Raw genomic sequence first — 16,937 nt, forward strand, 5'->3', positions numbered from 1 at the left:
GACCCGGTGCGCACCCTGGTGCTCGGCGGAATCAGGTCGGGCAAATCACGTTGGGCTGAAGAGATCATGGCCGGTGATTCCGCCGTGCGCTACGTCGCGACCGGCGCGCCCGCCGACGCCGACCCCGCGTGGACGCAGCGGGTGGCAGCGCACCAGGGACGACGGCCGAACTCCTGGAGCACCGTCGAAACCACCGATGTGGCAAGCACTTTGCGTGATGATCCCGCGATCGCGACGCTGGTCGACGACCTGGGCGGCTGGCTGACCGCGGCGCTGGATCGCCGGGGCTGGGACGGCGGTTCGGTGACAGGCGACGTCGACGGGCTGGTGAGCGCCGTCGAGGGTTTCACCGGACCGCTGGCGCTGGTCAGTCCGGAGGTGGGGCTGACCGTGGTGTCGGCGACCGCGGCTGGCAGGCGCTTCACAGACGAGCTCGGCACACTCAACCAACGACTCGCCCAGTGCTGTGAGCAGGTGGTCCTGGTGGTTGCGGGATTGCCGGTCTGGGTCAAACCGACGAAAGCGTTGAGCTGATGGACTTTCCCGCGGTCTCCCCGCCAGATTCCCGTGCCGCCGCCGCGGCCAAGCGTCGCCAGGACATCCTGACCAAGCCGACCGGCGCACTGGGGCGGCTCGAGGATTTGTCGATCTGGGTGTCGGGTTGCCAAGGGGCTTGCCCGCCACGGCAATTCGAACGAGCGCGGGTGGTGGTTTTCGCCGGCGATCACGGGATCGCGCGCACCGGGGTGTCGGCGTATCCGCCGGAGGTCACCGCACAGATGGTGGCCAATATCGAGGCCGGCGGCGCGGCGATCAACGTGCTGTCCGAGGTGGCGGGCGCATCGGTGCGGGTGGTCGACATCGCGGTCGATTGCGAGGAGCCGCTGACCGCGGAGATCGGGGCGCACAAGGTGCGCCGCTCCAGCGGCAATATCGCGGTCGAAGACGCGTTGAGCGCCGACGAGGTGATCGCCGCAGTGGAGGCGGGCCGGCGACTCGCCGACGACGAGGTGGACGCGGGCGCCGACCTGCTGATCGCAGGCGACATGGGCATCGGAAATACCACGGCCGCAACGGCATTGATCGCCACGCTGACCGACACCGAGCCGGTCGTCGTGGTCGGGCGCGGCACCGGTATCGACGACGCCGGCTGGGCACGCAAGGCCGCGGCGGTGCGCGACGCGATGTTCCGGGCCCGCCAATTCCGGCCCGATCCGGTCGGCCTGTTGCGGACCTGCGGCGGTGCCGATCTGGCCGCGATGGCGGGGTTCTGCGCGCAGGCCGCGGTGCGGCGTACGCCGGTGCTGCTCGACGGCGTGGTGGTGACGGCGGCCGCACTGGTCGCCGACCGGATGGCGCCGGGCGCGCGGGCCTGGTGGCAGGCCGGGCACCGGTCCACCGAGCCGGCGCACACGCTGGCACTGGCGCACTTGGAGCTGGAGCCGATTATCGACCTCGGCCTGCGTCTGGGCGAGGGCACCGGCGCCGCGGTCGCGCTGCCGGTGTTGCGGGCGGCGGTCGCGACGCTGGGATCGATGGCCACCTTCGAGGGTGCGGGCGTCTCCGATCGCGCTGCGGACTGACCGTGTTCCGTTCGCTGGCAACGGCTTTCGCGTTCGGGACAGTATTGCCCGTTCCGCTGCGAGGAAGCACGTTCGGCCGGTCGACGATGACGGCGCTGCCGGTGGTCGGCGTGGCCTTGGGCGCGCTGGCCGCCGCCGTGTTGTGGGTCGGTGACTGGGCTTTCGGGACGCATCACGCCCTGCCGGGCCTACTCACGGTCGCCGTGCTGCTGCTGGTGACGCGTGGCCTGCACATCGACGGGCTGTCCGACACGGTGGACGCGCTGGGCTGCTACGGACCGCCCGAGCGAGCACTGCAGGTAATGCGCGACGGGACGGCAGGCCCGTTCGGGGTAGCGACCGTCGTGGTGGTGCTGGCCGCTCAGGCGCTGGCGTTCGCCGCGGCCCCGTCCGGCTGGACGGGTGCGGTCGCGGTCGTCACGGCGGTGACCACCGGCCGGGTGGCCGCGGTGCTGGCCTGCCGAAGAGGTGTCCCAGCGGCGCCGGGCAGCTCACTCGGCGGACAGGTGGCCGGCACTCAGCCCCTGTGGATCCCGCTCTTATGGACCCTCCTCGTCGCCGGGCTCGCCACGGTGGCAACGGCTCGCGTCTGGCAGGGCCCGCTCGTCGTTCTCACCGCGTTGGCCCTGGCCGTGCTGCTGGTGCACCACTGCGTGCGCCGGTTCGGTGGTATCACCGGAGATGTGCTGGGTGCGGTGATCGAGCTGACGACGACGCTGACAATCCTCGGATCGGTGATCCATGCTGGGTGAGCTCGACAACCGGCAGATCGAGGAGATATTGCACGCCGAGGTGATCGCGCGGCTCGGCTGCATCAGTGACGGGCAGGTGTACGTCGTTCCCGTCACCTACGTCTATGACGGCACCTACGTCTACGGCCACGCCATGGACGGCGCGAAGCTGCGCGCGATGCGGGCCCATCCGCAGGTCTGCGTAGAGGTAGAGCAGGTGGACGACTTGTCGAACTGGCGCAGCGTGATCGCGTGGGGAATCTTCGAGGAGTGCCGGGGGCCGGACTGGGACGCCGGGTTGGCCCTGCTCGTCGCGCGGATCATGCCACTGCTGACCTTGCCCGAGGGGCAGCCTCCGCCTGACCACTCGAGTCTGCGCCGAGGCTCGGTCTATCGGATCAGGTTGGGCGCCAAGACCGGTCGATTCGAGCGAGTCGAAGCCCCGCCCGCTTAGCTGAGCCGCGCCATCCAGCCGTGGGTGTCGGCGAAGGTGCCGCGCTGGATGCCGGTGAGCGTGTCGCGCAGCGCCATCGTGACCTCGCCGGGCTGACCGTCGGCGATGGTGAACTCGCCGTCGCCGTACTTCACGTGGGAGACCGGCGTGATCACCGCGGCGGTGCCGCAGGCGAACACCTCGGTGATCTCCCCCGCGGCCGCACCCTTGCGCCATTCCTCGACGTCGATCTTGCGTTCCTCGACCGCGAATCCGGCGTCACTGGCCAGTTGTAGCAGCGAGTCGCGGGTGATGCCGGGCAGCAGCGAGCCGGACAGTTCCGGGGTGACCAGCCGCGCCGAGCCGCCACTGCCGAAGACGAAGAACAGGTTCATCCCGCCCATCTCCTCGATGTAGCGGCGTTCGAGAGCATCGAGCCACACCACCTGGTCGCAGCCGTGCTCGGCGGCCTCGGCCTGCGCTAGCAGTGAGGCGGCGTAGTTGCCGCCGAACTTGGCCGCGCCGGTGCCGCCCGGGCTGGCCCGCACATATTCGGTGGACAGCCACACGCTGACCGGCTTGATACCGCCCTTGAAGTACGCGCCGGCCGGTGAGGCGATCACCAGGTAGCGGTATTCGGTGGCCGGGCGAACACCCAGGCCCGGCTCGGTGGCGATCACGAAGGGCCGCAGGTACAGCGACGCCTCGCCACCGGCGGGCGGCACCCACTGGTTGTCGACGGCGATCAGCTGGCGCAGCGATTCGACGAAGAGGTCCTCGGGCAACTCGGGGATCGCCAGCCTGCGCGCCGAGGCGCGCAGCCGTCCCGCGTTGGCCTCCGGGCGGAACGACACGATCGAGCCGTCCGCCCACCGGTAGGCCTTGAGGCCTTCGAAGATCTCCTGCGCGTAGTGCAGGACGATGGCCGACGGGTCCAGTTCGATCGGGCCGTACGGGACGACGCGGGCGTCGTGCCAACCCAGTTCGTCGGTGTACTGCACCGACACCATGTGGTCGGTGTGGAAGCGCCCGAATCCCGGGTCGGCCAGAATCTGAGCCCGTACCTCGTCGGTCGCCGGATTCGCGTTGCGCTCAACCGTGAACTCGAGGCGGGTGGTCATAGCTGAAATTGTAGACCGGCCTGCTAGCGAGTTTTGACCTCGACAAACGGCGGCTTGACCACCTCGCACTCCAGCGGGCGGCCACGCACGTCGACAGTGACCAGCGCCCCGTCGTCGATACCGGCGTCGGTGTCGATGAGGGCAAGCGCGATACCGACTTTCAGCGTCGGCGAGAAGGTGCCCGACGTCGTGACGCCCACCGGCACTGCGCCGTTCAGCACGGTCAGGTCGGGCCGCAGCACGCCGCGCCCGGTGGCGCGCAGGCCACGAAGGAGCCGGCGCGGGCCGGCCTCCTTCTCGGCCAGCAGGGCATCACGGCCGAAGAAGGCGTCCTTTTTCCACCCGATCGCCCACCCGGTGCGGGCCTGCAGCGGCGAAATGTCCAGTGACAGCTCGTGACCGTGCAGCGGGTAGCCCATTTCGGTGCGCAGGGTGTCACGCGCGCCCAGACCGGCGAGTTGTCCACCCGCGGCTTGCACCTCGGTCACCAGCGCCTCGAAGACGACGGACGCGGAGTCCCACGGCGGCAGCAGCTCGTAGCCGTGCTCACCGGTGTATCCGGTGCGGCAGACCCGCACCGGCACACCGGAGTACGTGGCGTCGGCGTAGCCCATGTAGTCCATGTCGGTGGGCAGACCGAGCGTGGCGAGCACCTCGGCCGACTTCGGCCCCTGCACCGCCAGCACGGCATACGAGCGGTGCAGATCGGTGATCGAGATGCCTTGTGGTGCAGCAGCTTGCAGCGCCGCCACCACCGCCGCGGTGTTCGCGGCGTTGGGCACCAGGAAGATCTCGTCGTCGCTGACGTAGTAGGCGATCAGGTCGTCGATCACCCCGCCCTCGGGCGTGCAGCACAGGGTGTACTGCGCCTTGCCCGGACCGATCCGGCGCAGGTCGTTGGTCAGCGTGGAGTTGATGAACTCCGCCGCACCCGGGCCGACGACCAGCGCCTTGCCTAGATGGCTGACGTCGAAGAGGCCGACGGCCTCGCGGGTGGCGGTGTGTTCGCCGACGGTCCCGGCGTATGACACCGGCATCAGCCAGCCGCCGAACGAGGCGAAGGTGGCACCCAGCTCGCGGTGCTGGCTGTCGAGCGGTCCAAGCAACAGATCCGATGTGTCGGTCACGGCCAACAACACTAGTGCCCCGCGTCTACTGTGAATCCTCGTGAGCACCGAACCTGGATACGCCGCCCCCGCCGTCACCGTCGCGACCTCGCTGCCCAAGCGGGCGCAGTCGGCCGTGCTGATCGTTCCGGTCGTCACCGGGTCCGATGGAGACGGCTCCCCCGCGGTGGTCGGCGGCCCGTTCCTCGACGCCGAGGCCATCGGCGAAATCCAGGTGGGTCTGCGCGCGCTGGGCGCCAAGGGCGGCGCCGAGCAGGTGACCCGGCTGCACGTGCCGTCGCTGGCGGTCGGCAGTGTGCTGGCCGTCGGGCTCGGCGCTGCGCGGGACGAGTGGCCGGCCGACGTGATCCGGCGCGCCGCCGGTGTCGCAGTCCGCGCGCTGTCCGGGGTGGAGACCGTCATCACCACGCTGACCGAGCTGCACCTGGAGGCCGCGATCGAGGGGCTCATCCTCGGCGGCTATCGGTTCACCGAGTTCCGCAGCGCCAAGACCGCGCCGAAGGAACCGGGCTTAAGCAAGATCATCGCGCTGAGCACTGCGTCCGGGGCGAAGAAGGACGCCGCCCGGGCAACCGCGATCGCGACGGCCGTGGCCACTGCGCGCGATTTCGTGAACACCCCGCCCAGCCACCTCTTTCCGGGCGAATTCGCGGATCGGGCCAAGGCTTTGGGTGAAGCGGCCGGCCTCAAGGTCGAGGTACTCGACGAGAAGGCGCTCACCAAGGCCGGATTCGGCGGCATCATCGGGGTGGGCAAGGGTTCGTCGCGCCCGCCGCGGCTGGTGCGACTGACCTACCGCGGCGCCAAGGGCAAGGGCGGCAAGACTGTCGCGCTGGTCGGCAAGGGCATCACCTTCGACACCGGCGGCATCTCGATCAAGCCCGCCGCGTCGATGCACCACATGACCTCCGACATGGGTGGCGCCGCCGCGGTGATCGCCACGGTCGTGCTGGCCGCCAAGCAGGGCCTGCCGATCGACGTGATCGCGACCGTGCCGATGGCCGAGAACATGCCGTCGTCGACCGCACAGCGTCCCGGTGACGTGCTGACCCAGTACGGCGGGATCACCGTCGAGGTGCTCAATACCGACGCCGAGGGCCGGCTGATCCTGGCCGACGCGATCGTGCGCGCCTGCGAGGACAACCCCGACTACTTGATCGAGACGTCGACACTGACCGGCGCGCAGACCGTCGCGCTGGGCGGCCGGACTCCGGGTGTCATGGGCAGCGAGGACTTCCGCGACCGGGTGGCGCGGATCTCTCAGGCCGAGGGCGAGAACGCCTGGGCGATGCCGCTGCCGGACGAGCTCAAGGACGACCTCAAGTCCAGCGTCGCGGATCTGGCGAACGTCAGCTCGCAGCGCTTCGCCGGCATGCTGGTCGCCGGGGTCTACCTTCGCGAGTTCGTGGCCGACGGCGTGCAGTGGGCGCACATCGACATCGCAGGCCCGGCGTACAACACCTCCGGACCGTGGGGCTACACGCCGAAGGGCGGCACCGGGGTACCCACGCGGACGATGTTCGCCGTGTTGGAGGACATCGCCGCCAACGGCTAGACCACGCCGGTGCGGGCGATGCTGCGCATACCCTGCGGCAGGACCTTGGACGTGCCGTACAGCAGGTAGGCCTCGGGCGTGACGGGCCGAATCGGCTTGTCCTTCTTGACCGACGAGACGATCGCCTTGGCGACCTTGTCCGGGCCGTAGCCGCGGCGTTGGAACATCGTCTCCAGCTGCGCGCGCCGCGTCGCGACGGCGGCCCGCTTGCCCGACGGCGCGATCAGCGGGGTGGTGGACACGATGTTGGTGTTGATGATGCCGGGGCAGATCGTCGTCAATCCGATTCCGGCGGAAGACAATTCGGCCCGCAGACAGTCGGAGAACATGTACACCGCCGCCTTGGACGTGCAGTAGGCGTTGAGCCCCTTCAGCGGTGAATAGGCGGCCATCGAGGCCACGTTGACGATGTGGCCGCCGGTGCCGCGCTCTACCAGCCGGCGGGCGAAAGCCCGGCAACCGTTGACCACGCCGCCGAGATTGACGTCCAACACACGGTCGAATTGTTCTGCGGGGGTATCCAAGAACGCTCCGGCCACCCCGATACCGGCGTTGTTGACGACGACGTCGGGCACGCCGTGGGCGGCGCACACCTCGTCGGCGAACCGCTCGACGGCGTCGGCGTCGGAGACGTCCAGCAGGTAGGTGTGCGCGACGCCGCCGTGCGCGCCGATCTTGGCCGCGGTCTCTTTGAGGCCGGCCTCGTCGATATCGCTGATCACCAATTCGGCGCCCTCGGCGGCGAACGCCAGCGCGGTCTCGCGGCCGATACCGCTACCGGCGCCGGTCACCGATACGAGCGTGTCGCCGAAGGGCTTTCGCGGGCGGCCGACCTGCGCCCGCAGCAGTGCGCGGCTGGCGGGTTTGCCGTCCAGGTGCTCGGCCAGTTCGGTGACCGCCGCGGCCAGCACCTGCGGATGCGAAAACGGCGACCAGTGGCCGGAGCGCAGCTCGCGGCGCCACAAGCGGGGCACCCAGCGCGGGGTGTCGTCGTAGAGGTAGGGCCGCACGTAGGGGTCGTCGAGGTTGACGATCAGCTGCACCGGAACGTCGACGTGCAATTCCTGCGGCCTGCGGATCAGCGCCGGTAACGCGTTGGCGCGGTAGATCTTTGCGCCCCGCGCCGCGTCGTCGGCGAATGTCCCCCCGTGGTGGAGCTGATCCTTCGGGATGCCGAGGGTGATCCCGGCCTTCAAGACTCCGGCGGTCAGCCGCAGTGTCGCGGGCGCGAGCACCGGAATCGAGAGCGGCAGCGTGTAGGTGAGGTGCAGCAGCTGAGCGAGCGCCTGAACGAACAGCTTCGGCCGATAGGGCCGTTTAAGCCCGTCCCGGATGTAGCGAAAAAGGTGGTGCAGGCTCGGTCCGGACACCGACGTGAACGATGCGACCCGGTCACTGGCGCCCGGCCGACTCAGGTACTCCCAGAAGCCGATCGAGCCCCAGTCGTGGCCGAGCACGTGCACCGGTTGGCCCGGGCTCAGTTCGGCGACGACCGCGGCGAAGTCGTCGGCGAAATCGGCCATCCGGTACTTCAAGAACGACCTGGGACCTTTGGACGCGCCGGCGGCGCGGCTGTCGTAGCGGATGACGCGGAACTTGTCGGCCAGCAGCGGCACCACGGCGTCCCACAGCACGTGCGAGTCGGGCCAGCCATGGACCAGGACGACGGTGGGGCCGTCGGGCCTGCCTTCCTCGTACACCGCAAGCCGGGTGCCGTCGGTGCTGTCGACATAGCGCATCGTCATCAGGTCTCCAGGTCTTTCTCTCGTTGGCGGCGTCGTTCGATCCGCCGTCGGGCGTCATAGTCGCGCATTCGCTGCGGATACCCGACTTTCTGCACGTCATAGACGGGGATGCCGAGCTCTTCGCCGAGCCTGCGGGCACCGGCCGCGCCGTCGGCCGGGCGGCGGGTCCACTCGCCGTCGGCGGCCACGAGTACGACGGTCATCGGAGTGACGCTGGTCTTGGGTTCGACGAAGGCTTCCACCCCGGTGCGCTGCGCGGCCCATTCGTGGAGGTGCCTGCGGTCGGCGGCCAACGAAGATTCACCGCGGCGGGAAGCCCGGAACCTGTCGAACAGTCCCAACTCCTATGCGCTCCTCTCAATGGTCCTTTCCCTCGATGGTGCCAGAGAAATCACACGTCGCCCTGAGTGCATGCGAGTGGCCCGGCAATGACAGGATGGGTATGCGACGCTGTGGTATGCCAGAAGTCCGACCCGCACGACTGACCGTTCGAGGGAGTCAACACAATGGCCGTGTCCGTCCAGATGCCGGCACTCGGTGAGAGCGTCACCGAGGGAACCGTCACCCGGTGGCTGAAGCAAGAGGGCGACACCGTCGAGGTCGACGAGCCTCTGCTCGAGGTGTCGACCGACAAGGTCGACACGGAGATTCCCGCTCCCGCATCCGGTGTGCTGACGAAGATCGTTGCCCAGGAGGACGACACCGTCGAGGTCGGCGGCGAACTCGCGGTGATCGGCGAGGCCGGCGAGGAAGAAGAAAAGCCGGCCGAGGAGCCCGCGGCCCAGACCGAGACCGCCAGCGAAGAGACCGAGGCGGAGCCCGAGCCGGAACCCGAGCCTGAGCCTGAGCCGGAACCCGCGCAGTCGTCCGGATCCTCCGAGTCGTCCGGTGAGGCGACGTCGGTCACGATGCCCGAACTCGGTGAGTCGGTCACCGAGGGCACGGTGACCCGGTGGTTGAAGAAGGTCGGCGACTCCGTCGAGGTCGACGAGCCGCTGGTGGAGGTGTCGACCGACAAGGTCGACACCGAGATCCCCTCGCCGGTGGCGGGGACCCTGCTGTCGATCACGGCCGAAGAGGACGACACCGTCGCCGTCGGCGGCGAGCTGGCCAAGATCGGCGATGCCGGCGCCGCGCCGCAGGCCGAGTCGAAGCCCGAACCGAAGCCGGAGCCGAAACCGGAACCCAAGCCCGAACCGAAGCCCGAGCCCAAGGCGGAACCGAAGCCCGAGCCGAAACCGGAACCCAAGCCGGAACCCAAGCCCGAGCCCAAGCAGGCTCCCGCCCCGGCGGCCTCTGAGGACGGTGAGGCCGCAGACGGCAGCCCCTACGTCACGCCGCTGGTGCGAAAGTTGGCCGCCGAGAACGGGATTGACCTCGCCGGCGTCAAGGGCACCGGTGTCGGCGGACGCATCCGCAAGCAGGATGTGCTCGCCGCCGCGGAAGCCAAGAAGTCCAAGACCGAGCAGGCCGCCGAGGCTCCCGCCAAGGCGCCGGCGGCGGCCGTCGCACCGGCGGACGCCAACACCAGCTCGTCGCCGTTGTCACACTTGCGCGGCACGACGCAGAAGGCCAATCGGATTCGCCAGCTGACCGCGAAGAAGACCCGCGAGTCGCTGCAGGCCACCGCGCAGCTGACCCAGACCCACGAGGTCGACATGACCAAGATCGTGGCGCTGCGGGCCCGGGCCAAGAACGACTTCGCCGAGCGCGAGGGCGTGAACTTGACGTATCTGCCGTTCATCGCCCGCGCGGTGATCGATGCGCTCAAGGTGCACCCGAACGTCAACGCCAGCTACAACGAGGACACCAAGGAGATCACCTACTACGACGCCGAGCACCTCGGGTTCGCCGTCGACACCGAGCAGGGTCTGCTCTCGCCGGTGATCCACAACGCCGGTGATCTGTCGCTGGCCGGACTGGCCCGCGCGATCAACGACATCGCCGCCCGGGCCCGCTCGGGTGACCTCAAGCCCGACGAGCTGTCCGGCGGCACGTTCACGATCACCAACATCGGCAGCCAGGGCGCCCTGTTCGACACCCCGATCCTGGTGCCGCCGCAGGCGGCGATGCTGGGCACCGGCGCGATCGTCAAACGCCCCCGCGTCATCGTCGACGAGCTCGGCAATGAGTCGATCGGCGTGCGATCCATCTGCTATCTACCGCTGACCTACGATCACCGGCTGATCGACGGCGCGGATGCCGGCCGATTCCTGACCACCGTCAAGCGGCGTCTCGAAGAAGGGGCATTCGAGGCCGACCTGGGCTTGTGACGCCATGGGCCAACCTGTAGGCGGGCTCGTCGTCGCGATCGCCGGTTCGTCCGGTCTCATCGGTTCCGCGCTGGTGTCGGCGCTGCGCGCCGCGGATCATCGGGTGCTGCGGATCGTGCGCCGCGCGCCGGCCAACGGCGACGAGTTGCACTGGAATCCCGACAGTGGTGAGTTCGACCCGTCCGGTTTGGAAGGCGTCGACGCGGTCATCAACCTGTGCGGCGTCAACGTCGGCGACAAGCGATGGTCGGGGTCCTTCAAACAAAGCCTGCGCGACAGCCGCATCGGACCGACCGAGGTGATCGCGGCCGCCGTCGCCGATGCCGGTGTGCCGACGCTGATCAACGCCAGCGCGGTGGGCTACTACGGCGACACCGGAAACCGCGTCGTCGACGGAACCGCCCCTGCCGGAGGCGGATTCCTGTCGCGGCTTTGTGTGGACTGGGAGGCCGCGGCGCTGGCCGCCGAGGACGCCGGGGCCCGGGTGGTGCTGGCCCGCTCCGGCCTGGTGCTCTCCCCCGGCGGCGGTGTGCTCTCCCGGCTCCGGCCGCTGTTCAGTCTGGGCCTGGGGGCCCGGCTCGGCAACGGCAGGCAGTACATGCCGTGGATCAGTCTGGAGGACGAGATCCGCGGGCTGCTGTTCGCGATCAACAATCCCGACCTGTCGGGTCCGGTGAACTTCACCGGGCCGGCTCCGGTGACCAATTCTGAGTTCACCGCCGCGCTGGGCCGGGCGTTGAACCGGCCCACCCCACTGATGGTGCCCGGGTTCGCATTGCGCACCCTGCTCGGCGAGTTCGCCGACGAGGGACTGCTCGGCGGTCAGCGGGCGATTCCCGCCGCCCTGGAGCGGGCTGGGTTCGTCTTTCACCACAACACCATCGGCGAGGCGCTGGCCTACGCCACCACGTCCGCGCAGAACTAGTACCGTCGATTACGTGCGGGAATCCATCCGATCGAGCTCAGCGGGCATGCAAGTGCGCCAGCTGGGCGTCGTCGACTACCTGGATGCCTGGCAGATGCAGCGCGAGCTGGCCGACGCCCGGGTGGCCGGCGGCCCCGACACCCTGCTCCTGCTCGAGCACCCCGCCGTCTACACCGCGGGTAAGCGCACCGAGGCCCACGAACGGCCGATGGACGGCACCCCGGTCGTCGACACCGACCGCGGCGGCAAGATCACCTGGCACGGCCCCGGGCAGCTGGTCGGCTATCCGGTGATCGGGCTGGCTGAGCCGCTGGATGTGGTGAATTACGTTCGGCGCCTTGAGGAGTCGCTGATCTCGGTGTGCGCGGACCTCGGTTTGGAGACCGGCCGCGTCGAGGGCCGCTCCGGGGTGTGGGTGACCGGAACCCGCAAGATCGCCGCGATCGGCATCCGGGTGGCGCGCGGCACCACGCTGCACGGGTTCGCTCTGAACTGCGACTGCGATCTGGGTGCGTATTCGACGATCGTGCCGTGCGGGATCTCCGATGCCGGAGTGACTTCGCTGACGGCTGAACTGGGCCGCCACGTCGGTGTCGAGGACGTCCGCGCCCGGGTCGCCGAAGCGGTGTGTGACGCCCTCGACGGCCGCCTGCCCGTAAGCTTGAAGACGTGACAGTGACTCCAGAGGGCCGCAAGCTCTTGCGTCTGGAGGTCCGCAATGCCGAGACCCCGATCGAGCGCAAGCCGCCGTGGATCAAGACCCGCGCGCGGATGGGTCCGGAGTACACCGCGCTGAAAAGTTTGGTGCGCCGCGAGGGTTTGCACACGGTCTGCGAGGAAGCGGGCTGCCCCAACATCTTCGAGTGTTGGGAAGACCGGGAGGCGACGTTCCTCATCGGCGGCGAGCAGTGCACGCGGCGCTGTGATTTCTGCCAGATCGACACCGGCAAGCCCGCCGAGCTGGACCGCGACGAACCGCGCCGGGTCGCCGAGAGTGTGGCCGCGATGGGGCTGCGCTACGCGACCGTCACCGGGGTGGCGCGCGACGACCTGCCCGACGGCGGAGCGTGGCTGTACGCCGAGACGGTGCGCGCGATCAAGAAGCTGAACCCGAACACCGGCGTGGAGCTGTTGGCCCCGGACTTCAACGGCGAGCAGGCGCTGCTCGAGGAGGTCTTCGCGGCGCGCCCAGAAGTGTTCGCGCACAACGTCGAAACGGTGCCGCGGATCTTCAAGCGGATCCGTCCAGCGTTCCGGTACCAGCGCAGCCTCGACGTGCTGACCGCGGCCCGCGCGGCCGGGCTGGTCACCAAGAGCAACCTGATCCTCGGCATGGGCGAGACCATCGACGAGGTGCACACCGCCCTGGCCGATCTGCACGAGGCCGGCTGCGACATCGTCACGATCACCCAGTACCTGCGGCCGTCGGTGCGTCATCACCCGGTCGAGCGCTGGGTCAAGCCGGAGGAGTTCGTCGCGCTGGCCGAGTACGCCGAGGGGCTGGGCTTCGCCGGAGTGCTGTCCGGGCCGTTGGTCCGGTCCTCCTACCGCGCCGGCCGGCTGTATCAACAGGCCGTCGCGGCATCGCGGTGATCGCCCTTCCGTATTCTTGGTAGTTATGGCGAAATCCCGTAGTGCCGCCGAGAACAAGGCGGCCAAGGCCGAGGCGAAGGCGGCAGCCAAGGTCGCGGCCAAGCAGCGCCGCGCCCAGCTGTGGCAGGCGTTCCAGATGCAGCGCAAGGAAGACAAGCGGCTGCTCCCCTACATGATCGGCGCGTTCGTGCTGATCGTGGCAGCTGCGGTGGTGGCCGGGGTGTTCGCCGGCGGCATCACGATGTACCTGCTGATCGTGCTGGGCGTCGCGCTCGGCGCGCTGGTGGCCTTCATCATCTTCGGCCGGCGCGCCCAGAAGTCGGTCTTCCGCAAAGCCGAGGGCCAGACCGGTGCGGCCGCCTGGGCGCTGGACAACCTACGGGGCAAGTGGCGGGTGACGCCGGGGGTTGCCGCCACCGGTCACTTCGACGCCGTGCACCGGGTGATCGGACGGCCCGGTGTGATCTTCGTCGCCGAGGGTTCGCCGGCGCGGGTCAAGCCGCTGCTGGCGCAGGAGAAGAAGCGCACCGCCCGGCTGGTCGGTGACATCCCGATCTATGACGTGATCGTCGGCAACGGCGAGGGCGAGGTGCCGCTGTCGAAGCTGGAGCGGCACCTGACGAAGCTGCCCGCCAACATCACGGTCAAGCAGATGGACTCGCTGGAGTCGAAGCTGGGCGCGCTGGGCTCTCGGGTGGGTCCGGCCGCGATGCCCAAGGGTCCGATGCCCGCACAGGCCAAGATGAAGGGCGTGCAACGCACGGTGCGCAGGCGCTGAGCGCCGTCTCGGGGGGACGTCATCTGTACGGCATGTGAGTGGGCGCCGCACTTCAGCGCGCTGGATACCGGTGTTCTGACCCGGCGGACAGTGCAGCGTGCGGCGGTGGCGACGCCGGCGACGACGTACGCCGACGTCGTCTTCCGGAACGGACGGATCTACACCGTGTCGCCCGCGCAGCCGTGGGCGCAAGCAGTGGCCGTCACCGGCAATTCGATCTCCTACGTCGGAGACGACGCCGGTGCGACTGCGCTCGAAGGTCCGGACACCCGCGTCGTCGACCTCGAGGGCAATCTGATGTTGCCGGGGTTCGTCGAGGGGCACATCCATCCGTTCCTCGGCGCGTTTCTGACCAGTGGCGTCGATTTGCAGGTGCCCACCGGAGAGGACGCGCTGGCCGCGATCGCCGCATACGCGACGGAGCACACGCACGGTCCGGTGCGCGGATTCGGTTGGCGCGTGGACATGTTCGGCCCCGATGGCCCCACCCGCCACGAGCTGGATCGGGTGCTGCCCGATCGACCGGGGTTCTTCTTCGCGATCGACGGCCACAGCATGTGGGCGAACAGTGCGGCGCTGGAGATCGCCGGTGTCGGCCGCGACACCCCAGATCCGATTCCCGGGTTCAGCTACTACGTCCGCGACGAGCACGGCGATCCGACCGGGTACCTCCTCGAGGTCGATGCGGTGCTCAGTTTGGTCAATGCCGTCGATCCGATTTCGCCGCTGTCGATGCAGACACTGCTGGAGTCGTGGCTGCCCAAGGCGTCGGCCGCCGGGATCACCTCGGTATTCGATGCGGGCGTGCCGCCGATCGGTGAGGACCAGGGCGCGTTGATCGCGTTGTACGCCGACCTGGAGGAGCGCGGGGCGTTGCCGTTTCGGGTCGTCGCGTCCTACAGCGTGAAAGCTCCGCCGATCGACGATGCGGTGGCGGCCTTCACCGATATCCGCGACCGGATCTCGACCGAGCTGGTGACCGTCGGCGCGGTGAAGGTCATCGGTGACGGCACGCAGGGCGGATACACCGCGTGGTTGATCGAGCCGTACGCCGACAAGCCGGAGTCGATCGGTGCTTCGCCGTTCACCGACGAACAGTGGCGCCAGTTGGTCCGCGATGTCGACGCAGCCGGCGTCGATGTGCACGTGCACGCGTGCGGCGAGCGCACCGCGCGCGTGGCGCTGGACTCGATCGAGGCGGCAATCGCGGCCAACCCCCCGCGCGATCGCAGGCACACGATCGCGCATCTGGTGTACGTCGAGGATTCGGACAACCGGCGGTTCGCCGAACTCGGTGTGACGGCGCAGTTTTCGGCTAATTGGATGTCGGCCGATCCGGATACGGTGCAGAACCTCGCGGTGCGGTATGGCCGGCCGCGGCAGGACCTGTTCTATCGCGCGCAGGACATCCTGCGTGCAGGTGGTCGGATCTCACTGGGCACCGACTGGCCGGCGGCCGGTTACTTCTCCACCTACAAGCCGCTCGATTCCATCCAGATCGGGGTGACCCGCCAGCTGATCGGCCAGCCCGATGCACCCGTGCTGGCGCCTGCCGATCAGAAGCTCAGCGTCGCCGAGGCAGTGCACGCCAACACCATGGGCGCCGCCTACCAGGTTCGGCTCGATGACTTGGTCGGCTCGGTCGAGGTCGGCAAGCGTGCCGATCTGATCGTGTTGGACTCCAACATCTTCGAGGTCGACCCACACGACATCCACCGCACACAGGTGACGATGACGATGATGAACGGACAAGTCCGCCACCAGCTCTAGCTCAGGCGGCGATCACCCGGAGCAGCTCGCCGTTGAGGTACAGCTCCGCGGAGCTCCTCGGAATTTTCGGCGTGCCGGGCATCGGTGGCGCGGCGGAATGATTGTGCGCGCCGGTCGGCGTTATGAATTCCGCTGTGTGCGTGCCGTTCTCGTCGGTACCGGCGGTCACCCGCCAGCCCGGAGACTCTTTGGCGTAATTGCACGCCTCACACAAGCCCTGCCCGTTCTCCGCCGTGGTGGCACCGCCGCGGGAATGGGGTACCGCATGGTCGTGGTGCCGAATCGGCGCGTCGCAGTAGGGGGTTCGGCAACGCTGATCCCGCAGTTCGATGAAGTCTGCCAAACCTTTGGGGAACAACCGCGACCGCGAGTCCATGGCGACCAGCGCGCCGCTGTCCGGGCTCGCGTACAGCCGACGCAGCGTGGCGCGCGACCGCTCATCGGTCACCGTGTCCATGACCATCTTCTGGGCCACCGCCGAGGGCACCGAGCCGTAACCGGCGATCACAGCCGCCCCCTGCTCGGCTCCGAGCAGCATTTGATCGGAGACCACCAGGTTCACCATGAGAGGCACAGGCACGTCAGCCGGCCGCCCGGTCACCCGCTCGACCAGGGTGTCGGCCATGACTTGTCCTCGTGAGCGCGCATCGGGGCAGACATCGGCCTCTCTCTTGAGCGCGGCATACACCGAAACACCTTGAGCCACCGGCAGCAGGGCCGTCACATACGTCATCGCATCCGGCGCCGGACGAGTCGTGACCGTGCGCTCGGCCACCGCCTTCGCCGCCCGCTCAACCACGGCGCGCGGATCCAAGCGGTAGGCGATCGCCTTCGCTTTCGCCCCCAGAGCCGCGTCCCCCACACCGAGCAGTTCGTCAGGATCCGAACACAATTCGGAATCGAGCCGCCGCCGATCCTCGACATCCAGGCACGCCGACTCCCGCACCACGATCGTCGCCCGCCATTCCGACAGCACCCCGTTTTCCAGCGCGGCCAGCGTGTGCGGCATCTCGTGCACGAGGGCCTTGGCGAAACCGAGATGCTGTCCACCGCGGGCTGGCGAATCACGGCGAGCCAGCGCCACCTCCGAAGCGAGGCCCCGAGCCCGCTTCGCGACGGGAATCCCCGCCGCCGCCTCTGCCGATCGCCGCGCAGCATCCAGCGTGGCCGTCAGCCGCGCCTGCCCTGCCGCCGCCGCGGCTTTGATCCGCTCCAACTCCGCGATCCGCTCGACCATGGCCGACTGGTCAGCCGGGTCGACGTCCAACAGTTCTTCGAACATGTGTTCGATTATGCCAGAAGC

Annotated in this window: 16 protein-coding genes; 11 read left to right on the plus strand and 5 right to left on the minus strand. The window is 68.9% G+C overall.

Annotated elements, in window-relative coordinates; translation table 11 throughout:
- The first annotated feature begins 6 nt into the window (after positions 1 to 6).
- Genes K0O64_RS18240 through K0O64_RS18255 form a run of 4 tightly spaced genes read left to right on the plus strand, consistent with a single transcriptional unit; the run spans position 7 to position 2,768 of the window.
- On the plus strand, positions 7 to 534 hold the full coding sequence (locus tag K0O64_RS18240; protein WP_096311716.1) for a bifunctional adenosylcobinamide kinase/adenosylcobinamide-phosphate guanylyltransferase: 528 nt from the start codon (positions 7 to 9) through the stop codon (positions 532 to 534).
- The gene (gene cobT, locus K0O64_RS18245; RefSeq protein ID WP_096311717.1) at positions 534 to 1,583 is read left to right on the plus strand and encodes a nicotinate-nucleotide--dimethylbenzimidazole phosphoribosyltransferase; all 1,050 of its coding nucleotides are present in this window, start codon (positions 534 to 536) and stop codon (positions 1,581 to 1,583) included. The genes K0O64_RS18240 and cobT overlap by 1 nt, the downstream gene beginning before the upstream one ends.
- 2 nt (positions 1,584 to 1,585) lie before the next feature.
- Positions 1,586 to 2,335 carry an adenosylcobinamide-GDP ribazoletransferase gene (locus K0O64_RS18250; RefSeq protein WP_096311718.1) on the plus strand — a complete coding sequence of 250 codons (750 nt, stop codon included), beginning with the start codon at positions 1,586 to 1,588 and terminating at the stop codon, positions 2,333 to 2,335.
- Positions 2,325 to 2,768: a pyridoxamine 5'-phosphate oxidase family protein gene (locus K0O64_RS18255; protein ID WP_071943523.1), complete on the plus strand. Its 444-nt coding sequence runs from the start codon at positions 2,325 to 2,327 to the stop codon at positions 2,766 to 2,768. The genes K0O64_RS18250 and K0O64_RS18255 overlap by 11 nt, the downstream gene beginning before the upstream one ends.
- On the opposite strand, the gene K0O64_RS18260 is transcribed toward K0O64_RS18255, so the two are convergent.
- Both K0O64_RS18260 and gcvT read right to left on the minus strand, forming a co-directional pair.
- On the minus strand, positions 2,765 to 3,868 hold the full coding sequence (locus K0O64_RS18260; protein ID WP_071943521.1) for a branched-chain amino acid aminotransferase: 1,104 nt from the start codon (positions 3,866 to 3,868) through the stop codon (positions 2,765 to 2,767). The genes K0O64_RS18255 and K0O64_RS18260 overlap by 4 nt on opposite strands.
- Before the next feature lie 23 nt (positions 3,869 to 3,891).
- Positions 3,892 to 4,995 carry a glycine cleavage system aminomethyltransferase GcvT gene (gene gcvT, locus K0O64_RS18265; protein WP_174714133.1) on the minus strand — a complete coding sequence of 368 codons (1,104 nt, stop codon included), beginning with the start codon at positions 4,993 to 4,995 and terminating at the stop codon, positions 3,892 to 3,894.
- 40 nt (positions 4,996 to 5,035) lie between these two features.
- Here gcvT and K0O64_RS18270 point away from each other — a divergent pair, with 40 nt between their 5' ends.
- Positions 5,036 to 6,550, plus strand: a complete 1,515-nt coding sequence (locus K0O64_RS18270) for a leucyl aminopeptidase (protein WP_071943519.1) — start codon at positions 5,036 to 5,038, stop codon at positions 6,548 to 6,550.
- On the opposite strand, the gene K0O64_RS18275 is transcribed toward K0O64_RS18270, so the two are convergent.
- Entirely contained in the window at positions 6,547 to 8,295 is a 1,749-nt protein-coding gene (locus K0O64_RS18275; RefSeq protein ID WP_096311720.1) for an SDR family oxidoreductase, read from the minus strand. The genes K0O64_RS18270 and K0O64_RS18275 overlap by 4 nt on opposite strands.
- Complete coding sequence (locus K0O64_RS18280; RefSeq protein ID WP_071943515.1) at positions 8,295 to 8,636, minus strand: oxidoreductase; 342 nt, start codon at positions 8,634 to 8,636, stop codon at positions 8,295 to 8,297. Before K0O64_RS18280 ends, K0O64_RS18275 begins: the two co-directional genes overlap by 1 nt.
- Positions 8,637 to 8,801: 165 nt before the next feature.
- Here K0O64_RS18280 and sucB point away from each other — a divergent pair, with 165 nt between their 5' ends.
- From sucB to K0O64_RS18310, 6 genes are read left to right on the plus strand one after another with little or no spacing between them, the layout of a single operon-like run.
- Positions 8,802 to 10,568, plus strand: a complete 1,767-nt coding sequence (gene sucB, locus K0O64_RS18285; RefSeq protein ID WP_071943513.1) for a 2-oxoglutarate dehydrogenase, E2 component, dihydrolipoamide succinyltransferase — start codon at positions 8,802 to 8,804, stop codon at positions 10,566 to 10,568.
- A 4-nt stretch (positions 10,569 to 10,572) separates the two neighbouring features.
- The gene (locus K0O64_RS18290) at positions 10,573 to 11,493 is read left to right on the plus strand and encodes a TIGR01777 family oxidoreductase (RefSeq protein WP_096311721.1); all 921 of its coding nucleotides are present in this window, start codon (positions 10,573 to 10,575) and stop codon (positions 11,491 to 11,493) included.
- A 13-nt stretch (positions 11,494 to 11,506) separates the two neighbouring features.
- Complete coding sequence (lipB, locus tag K0O64_RS18295; RefSeq protein ID WP_071943510.1) at positions 11,507 to 12,166, plus strand: lipoyl(octanoyl) transferase LipB; 660 nt, start codon at positions 11,507 to 11,509, stop codon at positions 12,164 to 12,166.
- On the plus strand, positions 12,163 to 13,086 hold the full coding sequence (gene lipA, locus K0O64_RS18300) for a lipoyl synthase (protein ID WP_096311722.1): 924 nt from the start codon (positions 12,163 to 12,165) through the stop codon (positions 13,084 to 13,086). The genes lipB and lipA overlap by 4 nt, the downstream gene beginning before the upstream one ends.
- A gap of 25 nt (positions 13,087 to 13,111) precedes the next feature.
- On the plus strand, positions 13,112 to 13,864 hold the full coding sequence (locus tag K0O64_RS18305; RefSeq protein ID WP_071943506.1) for a DUF4191 domain-containing protein: 753 nt from the start codon (positions 13,112 to 13,114) through the stop codon (positions 13,862 to 13,864).
- A gap of 21 nt (positions 13,865 to 13,885) precedes the next feature.
- Positions 13,886 to 15,634: an amidohydrolase gene (locus K0O64_RS18310; RefSeq protein WP_071943504.1), complete on the plus strand. Its 1,749-nt coding sequence runs from the start codon at positions 13,886 to 13,888 to the stop codon at positions 15,632 to 15,634.
- A 1-nt stretch (position 15,635) separates the two neighbouring features.
- Here the strand turns inward: K0O64_RS18310 and K0O64_RS18315 are convergent, their stop codons facing one another.
- Positions 15,636 to 16,916 carry an HNH endonuclease gene (locus K0O64_RS18315; RefSeq protein ID WP_071943502.1) on the minus strand — a complete coding sequence of 427 codons (1,281 nt, stop codon included), beginning with the start codon at positions 16,914 to 16,916 and terminating at the stop codon, positions 15,636 to 15,638.
- Positions 16,917 to 16,937 lie beyond the last annotated feature (21 nt).

Origin of the sequence: Mycolicibacterium pallens (genome assembly GCF_019456675.1) — a bacterium.
Taxonomy (GTDB): Bacteria; Actinomycetota; Actinomycetes; order Mycobacteriales; family Mycobacteriaceae; genus Mycobacterium; species Mycobacterium crocinum.